This is a genomic window from Diplocloster hominis, assembly GCF_032380655.1.
GTDB lineage: Bacteria > Bacillota > Clostridia > Lachnospirales > Lachnospiraceae > Diplocloster > Diplocloster hominis.
The window spans coordinates 22,513-39,751 of sequence record NZ_JAWDIY010000044.1; the positions used below are offsets into that span (position 1 = coordinate 22,513).

16 protein-coding genes are annotated in these 17,239 nt (G+C 50.2%); 10 read left to right on the forward strand and 6 right to left on the reverse strand.

Features of this window, described 5'->3' with window-relative positions; all coding sequences use genetic code 11:
* Positions 1-21: 21 nt before the first annotated feature.
* The 6 genes from ABC831_RS23600 to ABC831_RS23625 all read right to left on the reverse strand — a co-directional run bounded on the left by ABC831_RS23600 (position 22) and on the right by ABC831_RS23625 (position 6,606).
* Positions 22-1,689, reverse strand: coding sequence for a glycoside hydrolase family 3 protein (locus ABC831_RS23600; RefSeq protein WP_343250526.1), 1,668 nt, complete (start codon positions 1,687-1,689; stop codon positions 22-24).
* A 44-nt stretch (positions 1,690-1,733) separates the two neighbouring features.
* A complete protein-coding gene (locus tag ABC831_RS23605; RefSeq protein ID WP_343250527.1) occupies positions 1,734-3,266 on the reverse strand; it encodes an ABC transporter substrate-binding protein in 1,533 nt (510 codons plus the stop codon).
* A gap of 65 nt (positions 3,267-3,331) precedes the next feature.
* Positions 3,332-4,210: a carbohydrate ABC transporter permease gene (locus ABC831_RS23610; protein ID WP_343250528.1), complete on the reverse strand. Its 879-nt coding sequence runs from the start codon at positions 4,208-4,210 to the stop codon at positions 3,332-3,334.
* A gap of 11 nt (positions 4,211-4,221) precedes the next feature.
* Entirely contained in the window at positions 4,222-5,133 is a 912-nt protein-coding gene (locus ABC831_RS23615) for an ABC transporter permease (RefSeq protein WP_343250529.1), read from the reverse strand.
* Positions 5,130-5,840 (reverse strand): hypothetical protein, encoded by a 711-nt coding sequence (locus tag ABC831_RS23620; protein ID WP_343250530.1) that lies wholly within the window; start codon positions 5,838-5,840, stop codon positions 5,130-5,132. The genes ABC831_RS23615 and ABC831_RS23620 overlap by 4 nt, the downstream gene beginning before the upstream one ends.
* Before the next feature lie 10 nt (positions 5,841-5,850).
* Positions 5,851-6,606 (reverse strand): nuclear transport factor 2 family protein, encoded by a 756-nt coding sequence (locus tag ABC831_RS23625; RefSeq protein WP_343250531.1) that lies wholly within the window; start codon positions 6,604-6,606, stop codon positions 5,851-5,853.
* 1,305 nt (positions 6,607-7,911) lie between these two features.
* Between ABC831_RS23625 and ABC831_RS23630 the strand changes: the two genes are divergently transcribed.
* From ABC831_RS23630 to ABC831_RS23675, 10 genes are all read left to right on the forward strand, one after another.
* Entirely contained in the window at positions 7,912-8,163 is a 252-nt protein-coding gene (locus ABC831_RS23630) for a TM1266 family iron-only hydrogenase system putative regulator (protein WP_158348583.1), read from the forward strand.
* A gap of 4 nt (positions 8,164-8,167) precedes the next feature.
* On the forward strand, positions 8,168-9,571 hold the full coding sequence (gene hydG / locus ABC831_RS23635; RefSeq protein WP_343250532.1) for a [FeFe] hydrogenase H-cluster radical SAM maturase HydG: 1,404 nt from the start codon (positions 8,168-8,170) through the stop codon (positions 9,569-9,571).
* Between the two features lie 76 nt (positions 9,572-9,647).
* Positions 9,648-10,889 carry a [FeFe] hydrogenase H-cluster maturation GTPase HydF gene (gene hydF, locus ABC831_RS23640; protein WP_343250533.1) on the forward strand — a complete coding sequence of 414 codons (1,242 nt, stop codon included), beginning with the start codon at positions 9,648-9,650 and terminating at the stop codon, positions 10,887-10,889.
* Between the two features lie 35 nt (positions 10,890-10,924).
* A complete protein-coding gene (gene hydE, locus ABC831_RS23645) occupies positions 10,925-12,034 on the forward strand; it encodes a [FeFe] hydrogenase H-cluster radical SAM maturase HydE (RefSeq protein ID WP_343250534.1) in 1,110 nt (369 codons plus the stop codon).
* Between the two features lie 269 nt (positions 12,035-12,303).
* The gene (murB, locus tag ABC831_RS23650; RefSeq protein WP_343250535.1) at positions 12,304-13,227 is read left to right on the forward strand and encodes a UDP-N-acetylmuramate dehydrogenase; all 924 of its coding nucleotides are present in this window, start codon (positions 12,304-12,306) and stop codon (positions 13,225-13,227) included.
* Positions 13,228-14,103, forward strand: a complete 876-nt coding sequence (rapZ, locus tag ABC831_RS23655; protein WP_343250536.1) for an RNase adapter RapZ — start codon at positions 13,228-13,230, stop codon at positions 14,101-14,103.
* Between the two features lie 23 nt (positions 14,104-14,126).
* Positions 14,127-15,086, forward strand: a complete 960-nt coding sequence (gene whiA / locus ABC831_RS23660; RefSeq protein ID WP_343250537.1) for a DNA-binding protein WhiA — start codon at positions 14,127-14,129, stop codon at positions 15,084-15,086.
* Positions 15,087-15,088: 2 nt separating this feature from the next.
* The gene (locus ABC831_RS23665; RefSeq protein ID WP_158350166.1) at positions 15,089-15,346 is read left to right on the forward strand and encodes an HPr family phosphocarrier protein; all 258 of its coding nucleotides are present in this window, start codon (positions 15,089-15,091) and stop codon (positions 15,344-15,346) included.
* Between the two features lie 187 nt (positions 15,347-15,533).
* Positions 15,534-15,884: a hypothetical protein gene (locus tag ABC831_RS23670; protein ID WP_343250538.1), complete on the forward strand. Its 351-nt coding sequence runs from the start codon at positions 15,534-15,536 to the stop codon at positions 15,882-15,884.
* Positions 15,874-17,049, forward strand: a complete 1,176-nt coding sequence (locus ABC831_RS23675) for a cation:proton antiporter (protein ID WP_343250539.1) — start codon at positions 15,874-15,876, stop codon at positions 17,047-17,049. Before ABC831_RS23670 ends, ABC831_RS23675 begins: the two co-directional genes overlap by 11 nt.
* Positions 17,050-17,239: the final 190 nt, after the last annotated feature.

Consider the following 17,239-nt stretch of genomic DNA (forward strand, 5'->3'; position numbering starts at 1 on the left):
TTCACACCATTCTTCCTCTCATTACAGCGGCAGATCCCACATTCCGCAGAAAGGGTCCACAGGACTCACACCCAGGAAGGGGCTTCTGCCCATGATCTTTTCCACCACCGCTTCCCTGGTATAGTCAGACTCACTGTAGGCATTGATGTAGGTACTGACCATGGGAATATCGATCAGCATATAGGGGCTGTTAAAGGAAATGGCCATGGTCGGTATCTCCTTCGTATAACAGGGGATCTCTCCGCAGACGATGGACTGCCAGTTGATCCGGTATCCGGTGTGAGCGCCTATAAAATATAACATCAGATCATATTTTTCCTTCAAAGGCCGGATGCCGGTTCCCGGCATTTCCTCCGGATCGATTTCCGACACCAGGAACCCCTCCTCTTCCAGGGATTTCCGGAATTTCTGATACTGGGGATTGTTATCGTATCGTCCGGCCTTTTCTCCCTCCAGGGGAATCAGCAGCACCCGTTTGTATTTGTCAGGTGACAGCGGCAGCAGTTTGTTCACATCCTTTACCAGGGTGACGGCCTGATCCGCACATGCAGCGGCCCATGTTCTGTGCTCTTCACAGCAGACGATCTCCTGGCCAAAGTCCACTCTTTGTTTATTGTTCTTTTCATACAGCCGGAGCTTTGCCTTCAGCGCCAGAATTCTGGTGACAGCCTCATCCAGGCGTTCCTGTGTGATGATCCCGTCTCTGACACCCTTACGCATGTAGTCCACATCTTCCCTGTGATTAATGGTAAACAGGAACATATCCACTCCTGCCGCGATGCAGAAGGGCACCGCCTTTTCCCGCTCCATGGATGTCATGAAACCCGTCATATGAGTATCATCCGATACGATCAGGCCGTTAAAACCCAGCCGTTCCCGAAGGAGTCCCTGCAAAAGCTCTCTTGAGAGAGAAGCCGGAAGAATCTCCCGGTCCGTAAGATCCGGGTTCAGGAATCTGCTGTATGCCGGGCACATAATGTGAGCCGCCATGACAGCATCCGCGCCGAAAGCAATGAGTTCCCTGTATATTTTTCCAAAGGTTTTATCCCACTCTTCCACCGTACAGCTGTTCACTGTAGCCACCTTATGCTGGTCCCGGAAGTCTTTCCCGTCACCCGGAAAATGCTTGATGGTGGCAGCCAGATTATACCTGTGGACGCCCTCTATATACCCCTTTGCCATACGGATGATTTTATCCGGATCCGAACCATAGGTACGGGTGTTGGTCACTGTACTTAAATAATTCTCATCAATGTCCACGATCGGCGCGAAAGACCAGTTGAATCCCAGCGCCGCTCCCTCCCGGCCTGCGATGACCCCCAGCTGTTCGGCACACGCATCGCTGTCGGTGGCCGCCACCTGCATCTGTGTTCCATAATAGGTCCCGTTGCTGATTCCTCCGTTTCCGCCCCGCTCGAAGTTCGCGGCGATCAGAAGCGGGATGTCCGAACGCTCCTGAACAATCTGTGTAAACTTGTTCAGGTCTTCCGCCGTGTTTGGCCGGAACATGACTCCACCGGGTTTGATCTCGCTGAAGATCACGTCACTCTCCGTCGAGGTACAGTTCCACAGCGTCTCGCAGAAGAGCTGGCCGATCTTCTCCTCCTCTGTCATTCCTGCCAGAGTATCCATAACCCAGCGTTTCTGATCCTGATCCAGAAAAAACGGATTTTCCGATAATGCAACCATCTGTTTTTTTATCTCCTTTTCCTTTGATTCCCTGTGGCCCGCGTTTATTTTGCAGCTGCCCAGGCATCCAGCTGGTTTTGTTTCTCTTCCATATATTCCTTTAGCCCCGCTGCGTATAATGCCTCGTTCATCTCAGCGATAGATGCGTCCACGTCGGCGGCAAATCCCCACTCGATCATCATACGGTACTGAGCGGTAACTGAGGTCAGCGCGGTATATTCCGAAGTAACATTGGCGGAATCAAAAGCAAATCCCAGTGCTGCCGATTTGTTAGCACTCTTATTCCAGTCCATGAGGTCCGTGTAAAGGGTCGCCTCATCTCCCTTCCAGACTGCGGAAAGCATGGCGTTTCCGGATTTCCATGCGGTTTTATCCGAATACCCTTCGGTATCAGGACCATCCGTGGCGAAACCGTCCGCATCCAGTACCCAGTTCTTTCCTTCCACTCCATAGTTGAGCAGGTTGATCAGATCCGCATCCGTGTACAGCAGATTCAGGAACTGCATGGCTAATTCAGGATATACCGAATTCTCCGGGATGACCCAGCACCAATTCTGCACTTTGGAGGTATAGGAGATAGGCTCTCCCAGAACCGCCACTTCCAGTTCTCTTCCGGCGAGCAATTCATTTTCCGTCAGGGCTCCGGGCTTATATACATTCTGGTAGCTGGCCACCACACCGCTCTTCATCAGTGCCTGGCCCCCGTTAGCCTCGTCGGTGATAATATCCGGGTACACATAGCCCGCATCATTCCATTCTTTCATCATTTTACAGAAATCCTTATACTCAGCAGACTCAAAGAGATTGGAAACTGTCAGCTTGCTGCTGTCCATAAGCACACCCAGCTTATCCGTCAGCGGGTCCTGAATCCCATCATCACTCATATAATATCCTTCCGGTTTTACTCCGGAGTTGCAGGCCAGGTATAGATTGGGATAGGCTTCTTTTATTTTTGCAAATACCGGGGTCAGGTCCTCGTATTTGTGTACTGTGGACAGATCGATGTTAAGTTCATCGATGATAGCTTTATCAAAATAGTACGCAGATTGACCGGCCAGATCCCGTACCGTAGTCACGCCATATACTTCCCCGTTCACGGTAGTCCCTTCCAGGTAGTCTCCCAGCGTGGACTTGATATCCTGCCCATGCTCGTCTAACAGGCTGTCCAGTGCTTTTAGCTGGCCTTTCCCGACGGCCCCGGCGATACCTGAACGGAACATGCCGAACATACAGTCGACCTGCTCACTGGGCGAGGCCAGGGTCAGTGCCATCTGATCCTGAATATTGCCGTAGGTATAAGGGATAAAGGTTACGGTACAGCCCAGTTTTTCTTTCGTAATCTCATTCAGTTTCTCCGACACCGCATCGATATCAGTGGGTACTTCCAGATAGGCATAGGTGACGACCAGATTCGGCATCTCGCCCTCTTTCGTCTGGGTCTCTCCTGCGTTTTCTTCCTTTGCCGAATCCCCTGCAGTTTTGTTCTCAGTCTCTGCAGACTGGCTGCCTGCGCAGCCCGTGAGAGCTGTCATAGTCATTGCTGCCGCCATCAGTAAGGCCATTAATTTTCTTTTCATGTTTTTCCTCCTTAAATAAATCGTTGTTTTTAATATATAACATTTCTATATGTAAGGTTTCGATATCAACCTTTTACACCGCCCATTACGATTCCCTTCACGAATCCTTTCTGCAGGAAGGGATACGCGATCAGAACCGGAAGCGTACCCACCACCGCTATGGCCATCCGTACTGTATTGCTGGGCAGTGTGGTCATGCTGGACACGGCACCGCCCATGGTGGACAATGAGGTAATACTCTTGATCATTTCATTTAACACATTCTGGATACTGTACAGGCTGGAATCCGTCAGATAGATCAGACCGTTATTCCAGTCGTTCCAGTAGGAAAGTCCAATGAACAGTAATAATGTGCTGACAATGGGTTTTGCAAGCGGCAGGACGATTCTGGTGAATATCCCGATCTCACTTGCCCCGTCGATCCTGGCCGACTCTATAATCTCCAGCGGTATGTTGGATTTAAAATAAGAGCGGGCCATTATTACAAAAAATGCCTTTACCATCAGATTGGGGATGATCAGCGCCCATATGGTATTCTTTATGTGGAAGATGGTGGTCCACATGATATAGCTGGGAACCAGGCCCCCGTTGAACAGCAGGGTAAACAGTACATAGAACGAGAATACCCTTCTGCCCGGAAGATCCGGCCTGGACAGCGGGTATGCCAGCATTAATGTCATTGCCAGTCCCGCCAGGGTGCCGAACACTGTGACCAACAGGGATATGCCATATGCGTGGAGGATCTTGCCGCCCTGTCCCAGCAGATACCGGTACGCATCCAGGCTCCAGGCCTTGGGAAAGAACGAGTATCCCTTAAGTGCGATCGTGCTGTCATCCGTAAAGGAAGAGATAATCAACAGGAGAAAGGGAATCAGGCAGCTCAGGGAACAGATCCATAAAACCGCGTGTTTTATTACACCATAAATACCGACTTGTCTTTTCATGTTCACATCTCCTATATAATGGCGTCATCCGGACTAATCTTACGGACCAGGGCATTGGCCGCCATGATTACGAAGAATCCGACCACCGCCTGATAGAGCCCTGCCGCCGATGACATACTCACATCCCCCAGCTCCAGAAGTCCCCGGTATACATAAGTATCCAGAACATTGGTCACATTCAGAATTGCTCCTGAATTCTGCGGCACCTGATAGAACAGGCCGAAATCCGAGTAGAAGATTCTTCCCACATTGAGCATAGTCAGGGTGATAATCGTGGGTTTTAACAGCGGAACGGTGATATAACGGATCTTCTGCCAGGGGGTTACCCCATCCAGCTGGGCCGCCTCATAGACGGAATCATCAAATCCCAGGATCGTAGCCAGATAGATCACGCTTGCGTACCCGGCGTTCTTCCAGGTATTGACAAATACCAGGATAAACGGCCAGTATTTGCTTTCCAGATACCAGTTAACGGAATTCTTACCCATTTCCTGCAGGATTCCTTTGTTGATGAGACCATTGCTGCCCAGGAACGCATACACCAGATAACTGACCACCACGTAAGATATAATATAGGGGATCAGCAGGCAGCCCTGGTGTACAGAGCGCATCTTCCTGCTTCTCATCTCCGACAGGAAGATAGCCAACGCCACTGAAACCACCAGCCCCAGGATAATAAACACCAGATTATACAGGATCGTGTTCCGGGTTATGATCCAGGCATCTTTGGTGGCAAACAGGTATTTGAAATTCTCTAATCCGCACCAGGGACTGGACCAGATCCCGGTTCTGAAATTCACCTTTTTAAAGGCAATTACTAATCCTGCCATCGGCAGATAATTATTAATCAGTAAATAGATGAGTCCAGGCAGCATCAGCAGATACAGATACCGGTAACGCCATGCCATTTTTCTCTTTTTCATACTCCATCTTCCCTTCTATCCTTCAGATTTCTGCGTATCCATGCCGTATCCATCTCATCCGGATAAGCATCCCAGGTGTTTTCATCCGGATAGGCCGGGACCGGTTTTCTGGGTTCTTCTTTTCGATAGGCATACTGTCCCAGATATTTCCGGTCTTCCTCCTGCGTCAGCGGCGGACGGCAGTTGGACCGCTGCATGTCAGATACCCAGCCCTTTTCCCGGTCTGCCTTAACCGTTCTCTGCCACTCCCCATATAAGATTCTCCACTCGCCGTGCTGCTTTAAGTGGCCTCCTGGTATGTAGCCCATACTCCAGATCGCCATAGGTGGTTCCCGGTGTATGGAAAGCGCTTCATAGCCAAAGGAGGTGAACACCGCCCGGGCTTTGTCATTTTCCCGGTTCACCTGAATGACCGGGGTCAGCAGCGGATGGATCAGGGTGTTGCCCTCCAGGCTGTCAACCACCGGCAGAAGTCTGGCCCTGCGTATAGCCTCCATATCTATCCCGGGGTGTTCATCCGCATACAGCTCTCTTCTCTTCTGTCCAATATGCTGGTCGTCATGATAGCGGTAAAAGATTCCCCGCAGGTTTCGGATCTCCCAGACAGACAGCTGCAGATCCAGCCTTTGTTCCCATTCCGCCAGCTGATCCGGCGGCAGTTCTCTTAATACTTGTACCAATTCTTCAAACACCTTCTTGTTCTTCATACCGCTGCTATCACTCTTTCCTTTTCTTCAGCATCCAATCTTCCCCGTCCCACGTCTGATAGGGTCTGGGATACATAGGGATGCATTCTCTGATCGAATAGGGCGTATAAGGATTGTGGTAAGTGGTCTCCTCTGCCAGCGGATGTACCGGCAGGTTTGGCCTGTTCTCAAGGCTTATATCCTGTACCCATCCCATGTGATAATCACACTTCATCAGCCGGAACCAGTGAAAATGCCAGATCTTCCACCTGCCGTCCTCATAGATAAAATCGGCGCCGATGATTCCCCAGTTCCAGATGGCCTGGGGATCTTCCCCCTCCCGGGGCAGCGCCCCGATTCCAGGGCATACCCACTGGGTACGGGCCGTCGCAAGATCCTTCGCCACCTCGATAATCGGCGAGGCCAGCTGGATGTCCATCAATTCTCCCGGTTCACACCTCGAGGGCATCAGGTAAGTAATTCCTTCCCGGATATTCGGTCCCCGGAAAACTCCCTCGTCGGCGATTTCAATAGAGGCATCCTCCCTGCTGCTGAAAAATAAGAGTACTTCCTCCGGCCTCCGGTAATTATAGGACATCACACAGCAACCCATATTATTCTGAATTTCTGTGTAGGCTTCCAGCCGAAGGATTTTATCCGCGACCCTTTCTGCCTGATCCTGTAAAAATTCATTCTTCAAATTTTCTTCTTCCATCTCCACATTTACCTCAATTCGTGCGTTATCCTGCGATCCTATAATTATACTCAGCAGATCTCCATAATGCATGCCCTGCGGGCAGGTTCGCAGCATCCGCTGCTCAACAATGTATACTTAACAGTATCCCATTAATGCATGCCCTGCGGGCAGGTTCGCAGCATCCGCTGCTCAACAATGTATACTTAACAGTATCCCATTAATGCATGCCCTGCGGGCGGGTTCGCAGCATCCGCTGCTCTACAATGTATACTTAACAATTGGCTTATCTGTATATTACCGAAAATTCCGGCCTTTTACTATTCCATAAAGTGACACGTATCCGATGTGTAAAAGTTACCTATTGCACTCTATTCAGCTTAACTTATTGTCAAGTTTCAGATCCTATAGCCCAAACACCGCAGACGACAGCTTCCATTTCTGCCAGTTCACTTGACATGTATCTTGATGTTTATTATAGTGATTTATATCATTAGCGATAGCCGGAAGGTATCGGCGAGTTTCTGAAGACCGGCGTGTCTTGGGGAACCGGGCACGCCGCTTCCCTTCAGCTCTGCTTTACAAAAATATTTTATCGTGTGGAAGACTCGTAAACGGTGTAATGTGCTGACACATTCTTTAGCTGACACATTCTTTAGCTAACAGCACTGTTAGTTAGGATATAAATGTAAGAACAGTAGAATGGATCACCTATGTGTGGAGATGTGATAGCTTCCTAACGGAAAAATAAGTCACCAACAATACTACGAAATCTGTCGCCATACGGAACATGTAAAAAAACCTATTGTAAAGCAGGGAAGGGGGGGAGGCGGTCCGGCCTTTGGAACCGGGCGGCGAATCCCGTGGGGCCAAATCACTTGAGGCCGGGCCTTAGAATGGCTTACGCAGAAGGTGGGAGAACCTCGCAGGGCCTGGAACACTGTCCGAGCCGTCCTGTGGCGAGTTTGTTCCGGGCCCTGCCAATAAGAGGTTCTCCCGCCTTCGGAGTTAGCCATTCTTAGGTCCGGCCGAAGTGATTTGGCCCCACGGGATTCGCCGCCCGGTTCCAAAGGCCGGACCGCCTCCCTCCCTTCCCGGACCTTCGTCCACAAAATCCCCATTTACCAAAGTTGGCCGTGAATCCCAACCTCTCAGTAACTCATAGTAAACATACCCACAGTTTTTTATTGTATAAAGCAAAATTACCTGCTATAATGAAGCCAACCTGATGAAAAAGAATTTTCTGATTCACAAGGGGACGAGAAGACAAAGACCGGTTCTGACAGAACGCCTGGCGGCGGCTGAAAGAGGTAGGTTTCAGAGGTGTTTTGCGCCCTTTTATCAGGAATGATAGAAGGGCTTTTTTGTTCCCCAATACTGCCGGAAGGAGGGACGTGGATGAGGAAAATCGCAGTGATCTGTGCGATCCTGGAAGAACCAGGAGTCAGCCAGAAGGATTTCAATAAGGTGGTGTCGGAGTTTCATGGAATCGTGAGGGGCCGGATGGGTATACCCTTCGATCAGGAGGGGATAGCGGCCGTGTCGATTACCGTTATGGCCGAAATGGACCAGATCAATGCTCTGACAGGTAAATTAGGACGGCTGCCGCATGTGTTTGTGAAGACAGCGATATCACAAAAGGAGGTATAGGGGAATGTTAAATCATGATGGTTTCGTACCCGACGAGGAATTTATTAATGGGGATTATATCCGGGAGACTCTGGAAAAATCCAAAGCTGCAAGCGACGAGGAAATCGAAAGGATACTGGACAAGGCGGACCGGTTCGAGGGGCTGACCCATCTGGAGGTGGCGGCTCTTTTGACGAATGAGAATCCGGTTCACCTGGTACGGATCTTTCAGATCGCGGGAAAGATCAAAGAACATATTTACGGCGACCGTATCGTCATGTTCGCACCGCTTTATCTGAGCGATTTTTGCATTAATGGCTGTACATACTGCGGATTTAACTGCCATCACAAATATCAGCGGAAAAAGCTGACGATGGATGAAGTAAGGGAAGAGGTACGTATCCTGGAAAAAATGGGACATAAGAGGCTGGCGCTGGAAGCGGGAGAAGATCCGGTCAACTGTCCGATCGAATATATACTGGATTGTATTAAGACCATCTATGATATGAAGACGGATGGGGAGATCCGCCGGGTCAATGTCAATATCGCATCTACCTCTGTGGAGGAATTCCGTATGCTGAAAGAAGCGGGAATCGGTACTTATATCCTGTTCCAGGAGACTTATTGCAAAGAGACTTATGAGAAGATGCATCCCCATGGCCCAAAGAGCAATTACTGGTACCATACGACCGCTTTTGACCGCGCTATGGAGGCGGGAATCGATGATGTGGGCGGTGGTGTGCTCTATGGCCTGCATGATGACCCGAATTTTGAAGTTATGGGGCTGATGCTGCACAATGAACATCTGGAGAAAAAGTTTGGCGTCGGTTTCCATACGATCTCTTCGCCCAGAATACGTCCGGCAGAAGGCACGGACCCGACCGCTATGGACCATGGTGTGGACGACGAGAAATTTAAAAAGCTGGTGGCTATCGTCCGGCTGGCGGTACCATTTACGGGAATGATCATCTCTACCCGTGAAACCATGGAGATGAGAAAAGAGCTGATCAAAATCGGAATCTCACAGATCAGCGGCGGATCCAGCGTGGACGTGGGCGGCTACAGCGCCAGAGAGCGCAACGAACCCCAGTTCGTGCTCTCCGACAGCCGTACGAATGAGGACGTGGTGGATTGGCTGATGGAGGAGGATGTGGTGCCCAGCTTCTGTACGGCCTGTTACCGCAGCGGAAGAACCGGCGACCGCTTCATGTCCCTGGCAAAATCCGGAAATATCAAAAATGTCTGTCTGCCGAACGCGCTTATGACCCTGACGGAATACGCCTGCGATTACGGCTCGGATGAGTTCAGAAGAAAAGTGGACCGGCTGGTCGCAAGCAAGCTTCCGAAGATAGATAATGAAAAAGTGCGCATCCTGGTTGCCGGAAATATAGAAAAAATTAAGAGCGGCGAAAGGGACCTGTTTCTGTAAATGAAATATTTCCAGGGATATCCGGGTACCTTTGGAATGAAAGCCAAAAGGTAAAATAATAGGAAAGGAGCCCCGAATGACAACAAACGACATGAACCAGACCCCTATGGGGAATCGCTATCATATTGCCATATTCGGAAAACGCAACGCCGGAAAGTCTACCCTGATGAATGCGCTGACCAAACAGGAGATTTCCGTCGTCTCCGAGGTGGCGGGAACTACCACCGACCCGGTATATAAGTCCATGGAACTGCTGCCGATCGGCCCGGTCGTATTCATCGATACGGCGGGGTTTGATGATAGCGGAGAGCTGGGGGCCCTCAGGATCAAAAAGACCAGGCAGGTACTGCGAAAGACGGATTTTGCGCTGGTGGTTCTGGAGGCGCAGGAAGAGCCGGACCGTGAGCTTACGGATTTCCTGAAAGAGATCAGGATGAGATCTCTGCCCTGCCTGACGGTGATCAACAAATGCGACGTGGCAAAGCCGTCCGGCCGTATGTTAAAACTGCTGGAAGCAGAACAGATTCCTTTTATTACCGGAACTGCATACCAGCCGGAATTCATAGACCGGGTAAAAGAGGCGGTCATAAAGGCGGCCTCCGCGGTAAAAGAAGAAACTCCTTTGCTGGACGGAATCGTTAAGCCGGGTGATCTGGCGGTGCTGGTCACTCCCATTGACAGCGCCGCTCCCAAAGGAAGAATGATACTGCCCCAGCAGCAGACGATCCGGGCGATTCTGGACGCAGATGCCGTGATGGCTGTGACAAAAGAGAACCGTCTCCCGGAGACATTGGGCAGTCTGGCGGTAAAGCCATCCATTGTCATCACGGATTCACAGGCATTCAGGCAGGTCAGTGCACAAACACCGGAAGATATACTTCTCACCTCATTTTCCATTCTGTTCGCCCGGCAGAAAGGGGAGTTGGAACCCATGGTAAAGGGGGCTCTGGCGGCAGACCGCCTGAAAGCGGGAGATAAAGTACTGATCGTGGAGGGATGCACTCACCACAGACAGTCCGATGACATCGGGACGGTGAAGATCCCCCGATGGCTCCGGGAAAAGGTCGGAGACGGCCTGGAATTCGCCTGGGCCTCCGGCACCGAATTTCCGGAGAAACTGTCCGATTATGCAATGATCATACATTGCGGAGCCTGTATGCTGAACCAGAAGGAAATGCGCTTCCGTATGCACACGGCCCGGGAACAGGGGATACCAATGACAAACTATGGTATGCTCATCGCACACGTAATGGGTATTCTGCCCAGGGCACTGAAACCTTTTCCGGAGGCAGCCGCATTACTTACTTCATCCATGTAAAATGCAGGCGCCGCAGCCGGATACAGGAAGATTGGATGAAACAGACGAGGTATAAGAAGATGAGATCAACCAGACAACAGACCATTCAAAGAATCATACAGACGCCAACTAAGGAGGCCCTGCTGGGCCTGATCCGGAAGGAAGACTACCATAACGATATCATAAGAATGGCCGGTGAGGTCAGAGACCGCAGCTACGGGCATCGGGTATATCTGCGAGGATTGATCGAGGTCTCAAGCTACTGTAAAAATAACTGTTATTATTGCGGGATCAGGTCGGCAAATACGAATGCGCAGCGCTACCGGCTGGATCGGGAACAGATCCTGAACTGCTGCCGGAGTGGAGCATCTCTGGGCTTTTCCACCTTTGTCCTGCAGGGAGGGGAAGATCCCTGGTATACGGACACGCGCCTCTGTGATATCATCCGATCCATCAAGGCAGAGTTCCCTGACTGCGCCGTCACCCTGTCTCTGGGAGAGCGGTCCTGTGAATCCTACCGGCTCCTCTACGAAGCCGGCGCCGACCGGTATCTTCTGCGGCATGAGACGGCCACACCGGAGCACTATGCCAGACTACACCCTCCGGCTCTTCGTCTTTACAACCGGATGCAGTGCCTGGCCGAACTGAAAAAGATCGGATTTCAGACCGGAGCCGGCTTCATGGTCGGTTCCCCCTACCAGACTTTAGAGCATCTGGCCGCAGATCTTTTCTATCTATCGGAACTGGCCCCTCAAATGGTGGGAATCGGTCCATTTTTACCCCATCATGAATCTGTCTTTTCAGGATTCGCCTCCGATCCGTCCATGGCCACCGAAGTTTCCGACCCGCTGGGCATGACCATTCTGATGGTAGCCCTGACCAGGCTTCTCCTGCCCCATGCCCTGATCCCGGCTACCACGGCGTTAGCCACATTATCGCCGGAAGGCCGGGAAAAAGCGCTGGACGCGGGAGCCAATGTCATCATGCCCAACCTGTCTCCCGAAGATGTCAGGGGGGCCTACCTTCTCTACGACAACAAAGCCAGTTTTGGCACAGAGGCAGCGGAATCTCTGGAAAAGAACCGCCGGGCGCTTATGAAAAGCGGGTATATTATGGATATGTCACGCGGGGATTATAAGCAGTCTGACTTAGAATCCTGCCTGTAAATAGTCAAAAGGGGACATGTCCATTCCGGTTTGGGACAGGTACAAACCAGTTTGTACCTGTCCCAAACCGGAATGGACATGTCCCCTTTTTCTTTCTTAGTAAAAAACGCTATAAAAAGGTAAAAAACGGCAAAAAGATTGTCATAGTAAAATGATTGAATTCATCGTTCGATTATTGTATGATAATCATAGACGGTTTTGCAGGTATAAATGTTACCGTCTTTGGAATATATTAGTGAATATATATTAGAATATAAGAGGACCTATCAGTGAATCAGGAATTCTATGATCAAATAAGTCAGATTGTTGGCAGCGGCAGCGTAAAACTGAAAGAAGCCATGAAGAAACACACTACGTTTCGGGTCGGCGGTCCTGCGGACTATTTTATTACCCCTCATACCATTCAGGAAATTCAGCAGACAATTCGAATCTGTAACGACTGCAAAATCCCTTACTATATACTTGGCAATGGAAGTAATCTACTGGTCAGCGACACCGGGTACCGGGGAGCTGTGATTCAGATCTATCAAAATCTGGATGAAATCCGGGTGCAGGGGACACACGTCGCGGCACAGGCGGGGGTACTGTTATCCCGTTTGGCAAAACGGGCGCTGGAGGAAGGACTTGGCGGTCTGGAGTTCGCGGCCGGAATACCAGGTACGGTGGGCGGAGCGTCGGTGATGAACGCAGGGGCCTATGGAGGAGAACTGAAGGATGTATGCACAGCGGTAACGATGCTGACGCCGCAGGGCGGGCTTCGGGTACTTTCCAGGGATGAGATGGAGTTCGGCTACCGGACCAGTGCAGTGGCTAAAGTTCACGGTATCGTGGTGGAATCAGAATTTGAACTGACGCCCCGGGAAACGGAAATGATCCGCGGGCAGATGGAGAAACTGCAGAAAGCCCGCAGTGAAAAGCAGCCGCTGGAATATCCGAGCGCCGGCAGCACGTTTAAAAGGCCGGAGGGATATTTCGCCGGTAAGCTGATTATGGATGCGGGGCTTCGGGGCTGCCGGGTAGGGGACGCGCAGGTGTCGGAGAAGCACTGTGGTTTCGTGATCAACCGGGGGAATGCGACGGCATCCCAGATTATGCAGTTGATCCGGCATATACAGGCCGAAGTAAAAAAACAGTTTGGCGTTACTCTGGAGACAGAGGTGAAGACGCTTGGATGTTTCGAGGGAGTAGACTAAATGAGATTTGTCATTGTAACCGGGATGTCCGGTGCGGGAAAAAGTACCGCTTTGAAAATGTTGGAGGATGTGGGCTATTATTGTGTGGATAATCTGCCCATTTCTCTGATCAGCAAATTTGCGGAGCTTACCTATGCTCCGTCCAGCGAGATCTCAAAGGTCGCGCTGGGAGTAGACATCCGAAGCGGACAGGCTCTGGGGGAACTGGAGCAGGTGCTGGAAGGGATGGTTGTGGCCGGATTCACTTATGAAGTCCTTTTCCTGGATGCGGAGGATGAAGTGCTGGTCAAGCGATACAAGGAGACCAGGCGGAGCCATCCGCTGTCCGGGGGCGGCCGGGTGGATAAAGGGATTCAGGAAGAACGGCGGAAACTGGAATTTTTGAAAAAACAGGCGGATACCATCATTGATACCAGCCAATTATTGACAAGAGAATTAAAGGCAGAATTGGATAAAATATTTGTACAGAATCAGGAATTTAAAAATCTGGTGATTACCATTCTGTCGTTTGGTTTTAAGTACGGAATCCCCAGTGATTCCGATCTGGTGTTTGATGTGCGCTTTTTGCCCAACCCCTATTATATTGATGAACTGAAACCCAAGACCGGAAATGACAAAGAAGTGCAGGATTATGTGATGGGTTTTGACGTTTCTCACGAATTTTTAAATAAATTAGTCGAGATGTTGAAGTTTTTAATACCAAACTATATAATAGAAGGTAAAAATCAGCTTGTGATCAGTATTGGCTGTACCGGAGGCAAGCATCGCTCCGTGACACTGGCGAATAAGCTGTATGAGGCCCTCGGCAATTCTGTTGAATACGGGCTGAAGATTGAACACCGGGATATTGAAAAGGATGCCGTGCGCAAAGCATAGAGATCCCTTATAAGGAGGAAGCTATGTCCTTTTCCAGTGAGGTCAAGGAAGAACTTTCCAGGCAGGTAAACCGGGCCAGGCATTGCCAGATCGCTGAGATCGCAGCTATTATCGGCATGTGCGGCCGAATCCAGGTCACTGAGAAAAACAGATATTTTGTGAAGATTCATACGGAAAATATTGCAGTTGCCAGAAAGTACTTTACATTATTGAAAAAAACCTTTAATATAAAGACGGAAATTTCTATTCGAAGGAATGTATATCTTAAAAAAAGCAAAACCTATTTGCTGACGGTAAAAGATCCGGAGGATTCTCTCCGCATACTGCAGGCTACAAAGCTATTGGATATGCTGCCAAAAGGTGAGGACGAAGAAGTCCCGCTGGTCAATCATCTGGTGATCCAGCGCGCCTGCTGCAGGCGGGCTTTCATAAGAGGTGCGTTTCTGGCGGCGGGTTCTATCAGTGATCCGGAGAAATTCTATCATTTGGAGATCGTCTGTGCCACGATGCCGAAAGCTGTTCAGCTTCAGGAAATCATACGCAGCTTCGATATAGAAGCTAAAATTGTATTGCGAAAGAAGTACTATGTGGTTTATATTAAAGAGGGAGCCCAGATTGTGGACATCCTGAATGTGATGGAGGCTCACGTTTCCCTGATGAATCTGGAAAATGTCCGGATTTTGAAGGATATGCGGAATTCTGTAAATCGGCAGGTGAACTGCGAGACGGCCAATATTAATAAAACTGTCTCAGCAGCGGTCAAGCAGATCGAGGATATCCGGTATATACAGCAGAACGTCGGTTTCGACGATTTGTCGGAAGGGCTTAGTGAGATCGCAACATTGAGACTGGAGTATCCGGAGGCTACTTTAAAAGAGCTGGGTATGCTGCTTACGCCCCAGGTGGGAAAGTCAGGGGTAAATCATAGACTGAGAAAATTAAGTAGTTTAGCGGAAGAGCTAAGGCAAAACAAGGAGGAGTAATTATGATTAAGAAACCTATTACCATTCAACTTTCATCTGGGTTGGAAGCACGGCCGGTCGCTATGTTGGTCCAGGTAGCCAGTCAATTCGAGAGTAGTATCTATGTGGAAATCGCAGAGAAAAAAGTGAATGCAAAGAGTATTATGGGTATGATGACCCTGGGCTTGTCCGCTGGTGAAGAGGTCGTAGTGTCCGCTGACGGCGGAGATGAGGAAGACGCGATCGGTGAAATCGAAAAATACCTGAGCAGTTCAAAATAATAAATATGAGAAGTATCATTTTTAAATAGGCGCCTGGATGGGCGCCTGTTTTCCCGTTGTGGTCGAAGAGATAACAAGGAAACACCCTGCGGGTATACCTATATGCCAGGAGATAAGGCAATAATAAGGTAACCAGGTAGACAATAATTGCCTGCCATAATATATAACATATGAAAAGGGGGATATTATGCAGTTATTAGTATTGATACTAAAAAAAGTAGATCTGATGGAACATCTGATCCGGGAACTGGCGGAGGCCGGCGTGTCCGGCGGCACGATACTGGAAGGCACCGGTATGGCCCAGGCTCTGATTAATATGGAGGAACTGCCCATGTTCGGCGTACTCCGTTCCATGCTGACCTCGGATGAAAAAGAAACCTGTAAATTAATGCTGCTGGTACTGAAAGATGAACAGGTCATGGACACCAGAAATGCCATTAAAAACGTGATCGGCGATATGAAAGAGCCGAATACGGGAATCATGTTCTCGATCCCGATTACCTATGTAGAAGGGCTGGGTGAGTCCTATGACGCTTAATACACTGACCTATCTGGCGATTGCCCTGTTTTTGGGACTGGCCGGAGGGAAACTGATTAAGCAGATCCATCTGCCGAACGTAACCGGCTATCTGATTATCGGCCTGTTGGCCGGCCCTTATTGTTTGAAAATACTGCCGCTTGAGACAATTGAAAGCTTCGACATCATCTCCGAGATCGCGCTCGGATTCATCGCGTTCTCCATTGGTTCCGAATTCAAGCTGTCCTATCTGAAAAAAGTCGGTAAATCGCCGGTTATCATCGCGGTTTGTGAAGGCGTGGCGGCCGTACTGCTGGTCGATCTGGTATTAATCCTGACTGGCCAGAATGTGGCGTTTTCACTGGTACTGGGGGCCATCGCCGCAGCTACAGCCCCCGCGGCCACTTTGATGGTAGTCAAGCAATATAAAGCCAGAGGGCCGGTGACCGAGACATTGCTTCCGGTTGTAGCTATCGATGACGCAGTTGCCCTGATGAGCTTTGGCATATCCGTGGCCATCGCGAAAGCCCTCACCTCCCAGGGTGAGGTGGCGCTGGCACAGACGCTTTTGGAGCCTGTATTCGAGATCGTAGGGGCGCTGGTATACGGCGCAGTACTGGGCATCGTATTAAGATATCTGCTGAAACTGTTCACGGGACGTGGGACGAGGCTGTCCTGTATCATCGGTATGATTTTCCTGTGTATCGGAGTCTCCGATATGCTGGGTTTATCCTCCCTCCTGGCCTGTATGATGATGAGCGGTGTGCTGGTAAATATCTCCACAGAGATTGATGTCATGTTCCCGATTGTGGACAGGCTGACTCCGCCTATCTTCATGCTGTTTTTCGTAATATCCGGTGCGGAATTAAATATCGGCATCATTCCCACGATCGGAGTGGTCGGAGCGATTTATATCGTATTCCGTGTGGCCGGTAAGGCGTTAGGCGCAGCGCTCGGCGCCAAGATCTCCAAAGCTCCCCCGGTAGTTTCAAAATACCTGGGCTTTACCCTGCTGCCCCAGGCCGGTGTGGCCATCGGCCTCTCAGGAATCGCCATGACCGTAGTGCCCGAGCATGGAGCCGCGATCCGCGCGATCATACTCTGCGGTACCGTGATCTACGAGCTGGTCGGACCGCTGGCTACGAAGCTGGCACTTTCGAAGGCGGGGGAGATCAAAAAGGGCTGATCACAGAGGGGAATGGCAGCGGAACTGAGGATTTGCGGCCAAACTTTGGTAAATGGGGATTTTGATATTGAGGTCCGGGCTGAAGGGAAGCGGCGTGTCTTGGGGAGCCGGGCAGCAAATCTCGCGGGGCCAAATCACTTCGGCCGGACCTAAGAACGGCTAACTCCGAAGACGGGAGAACCTCTTATTG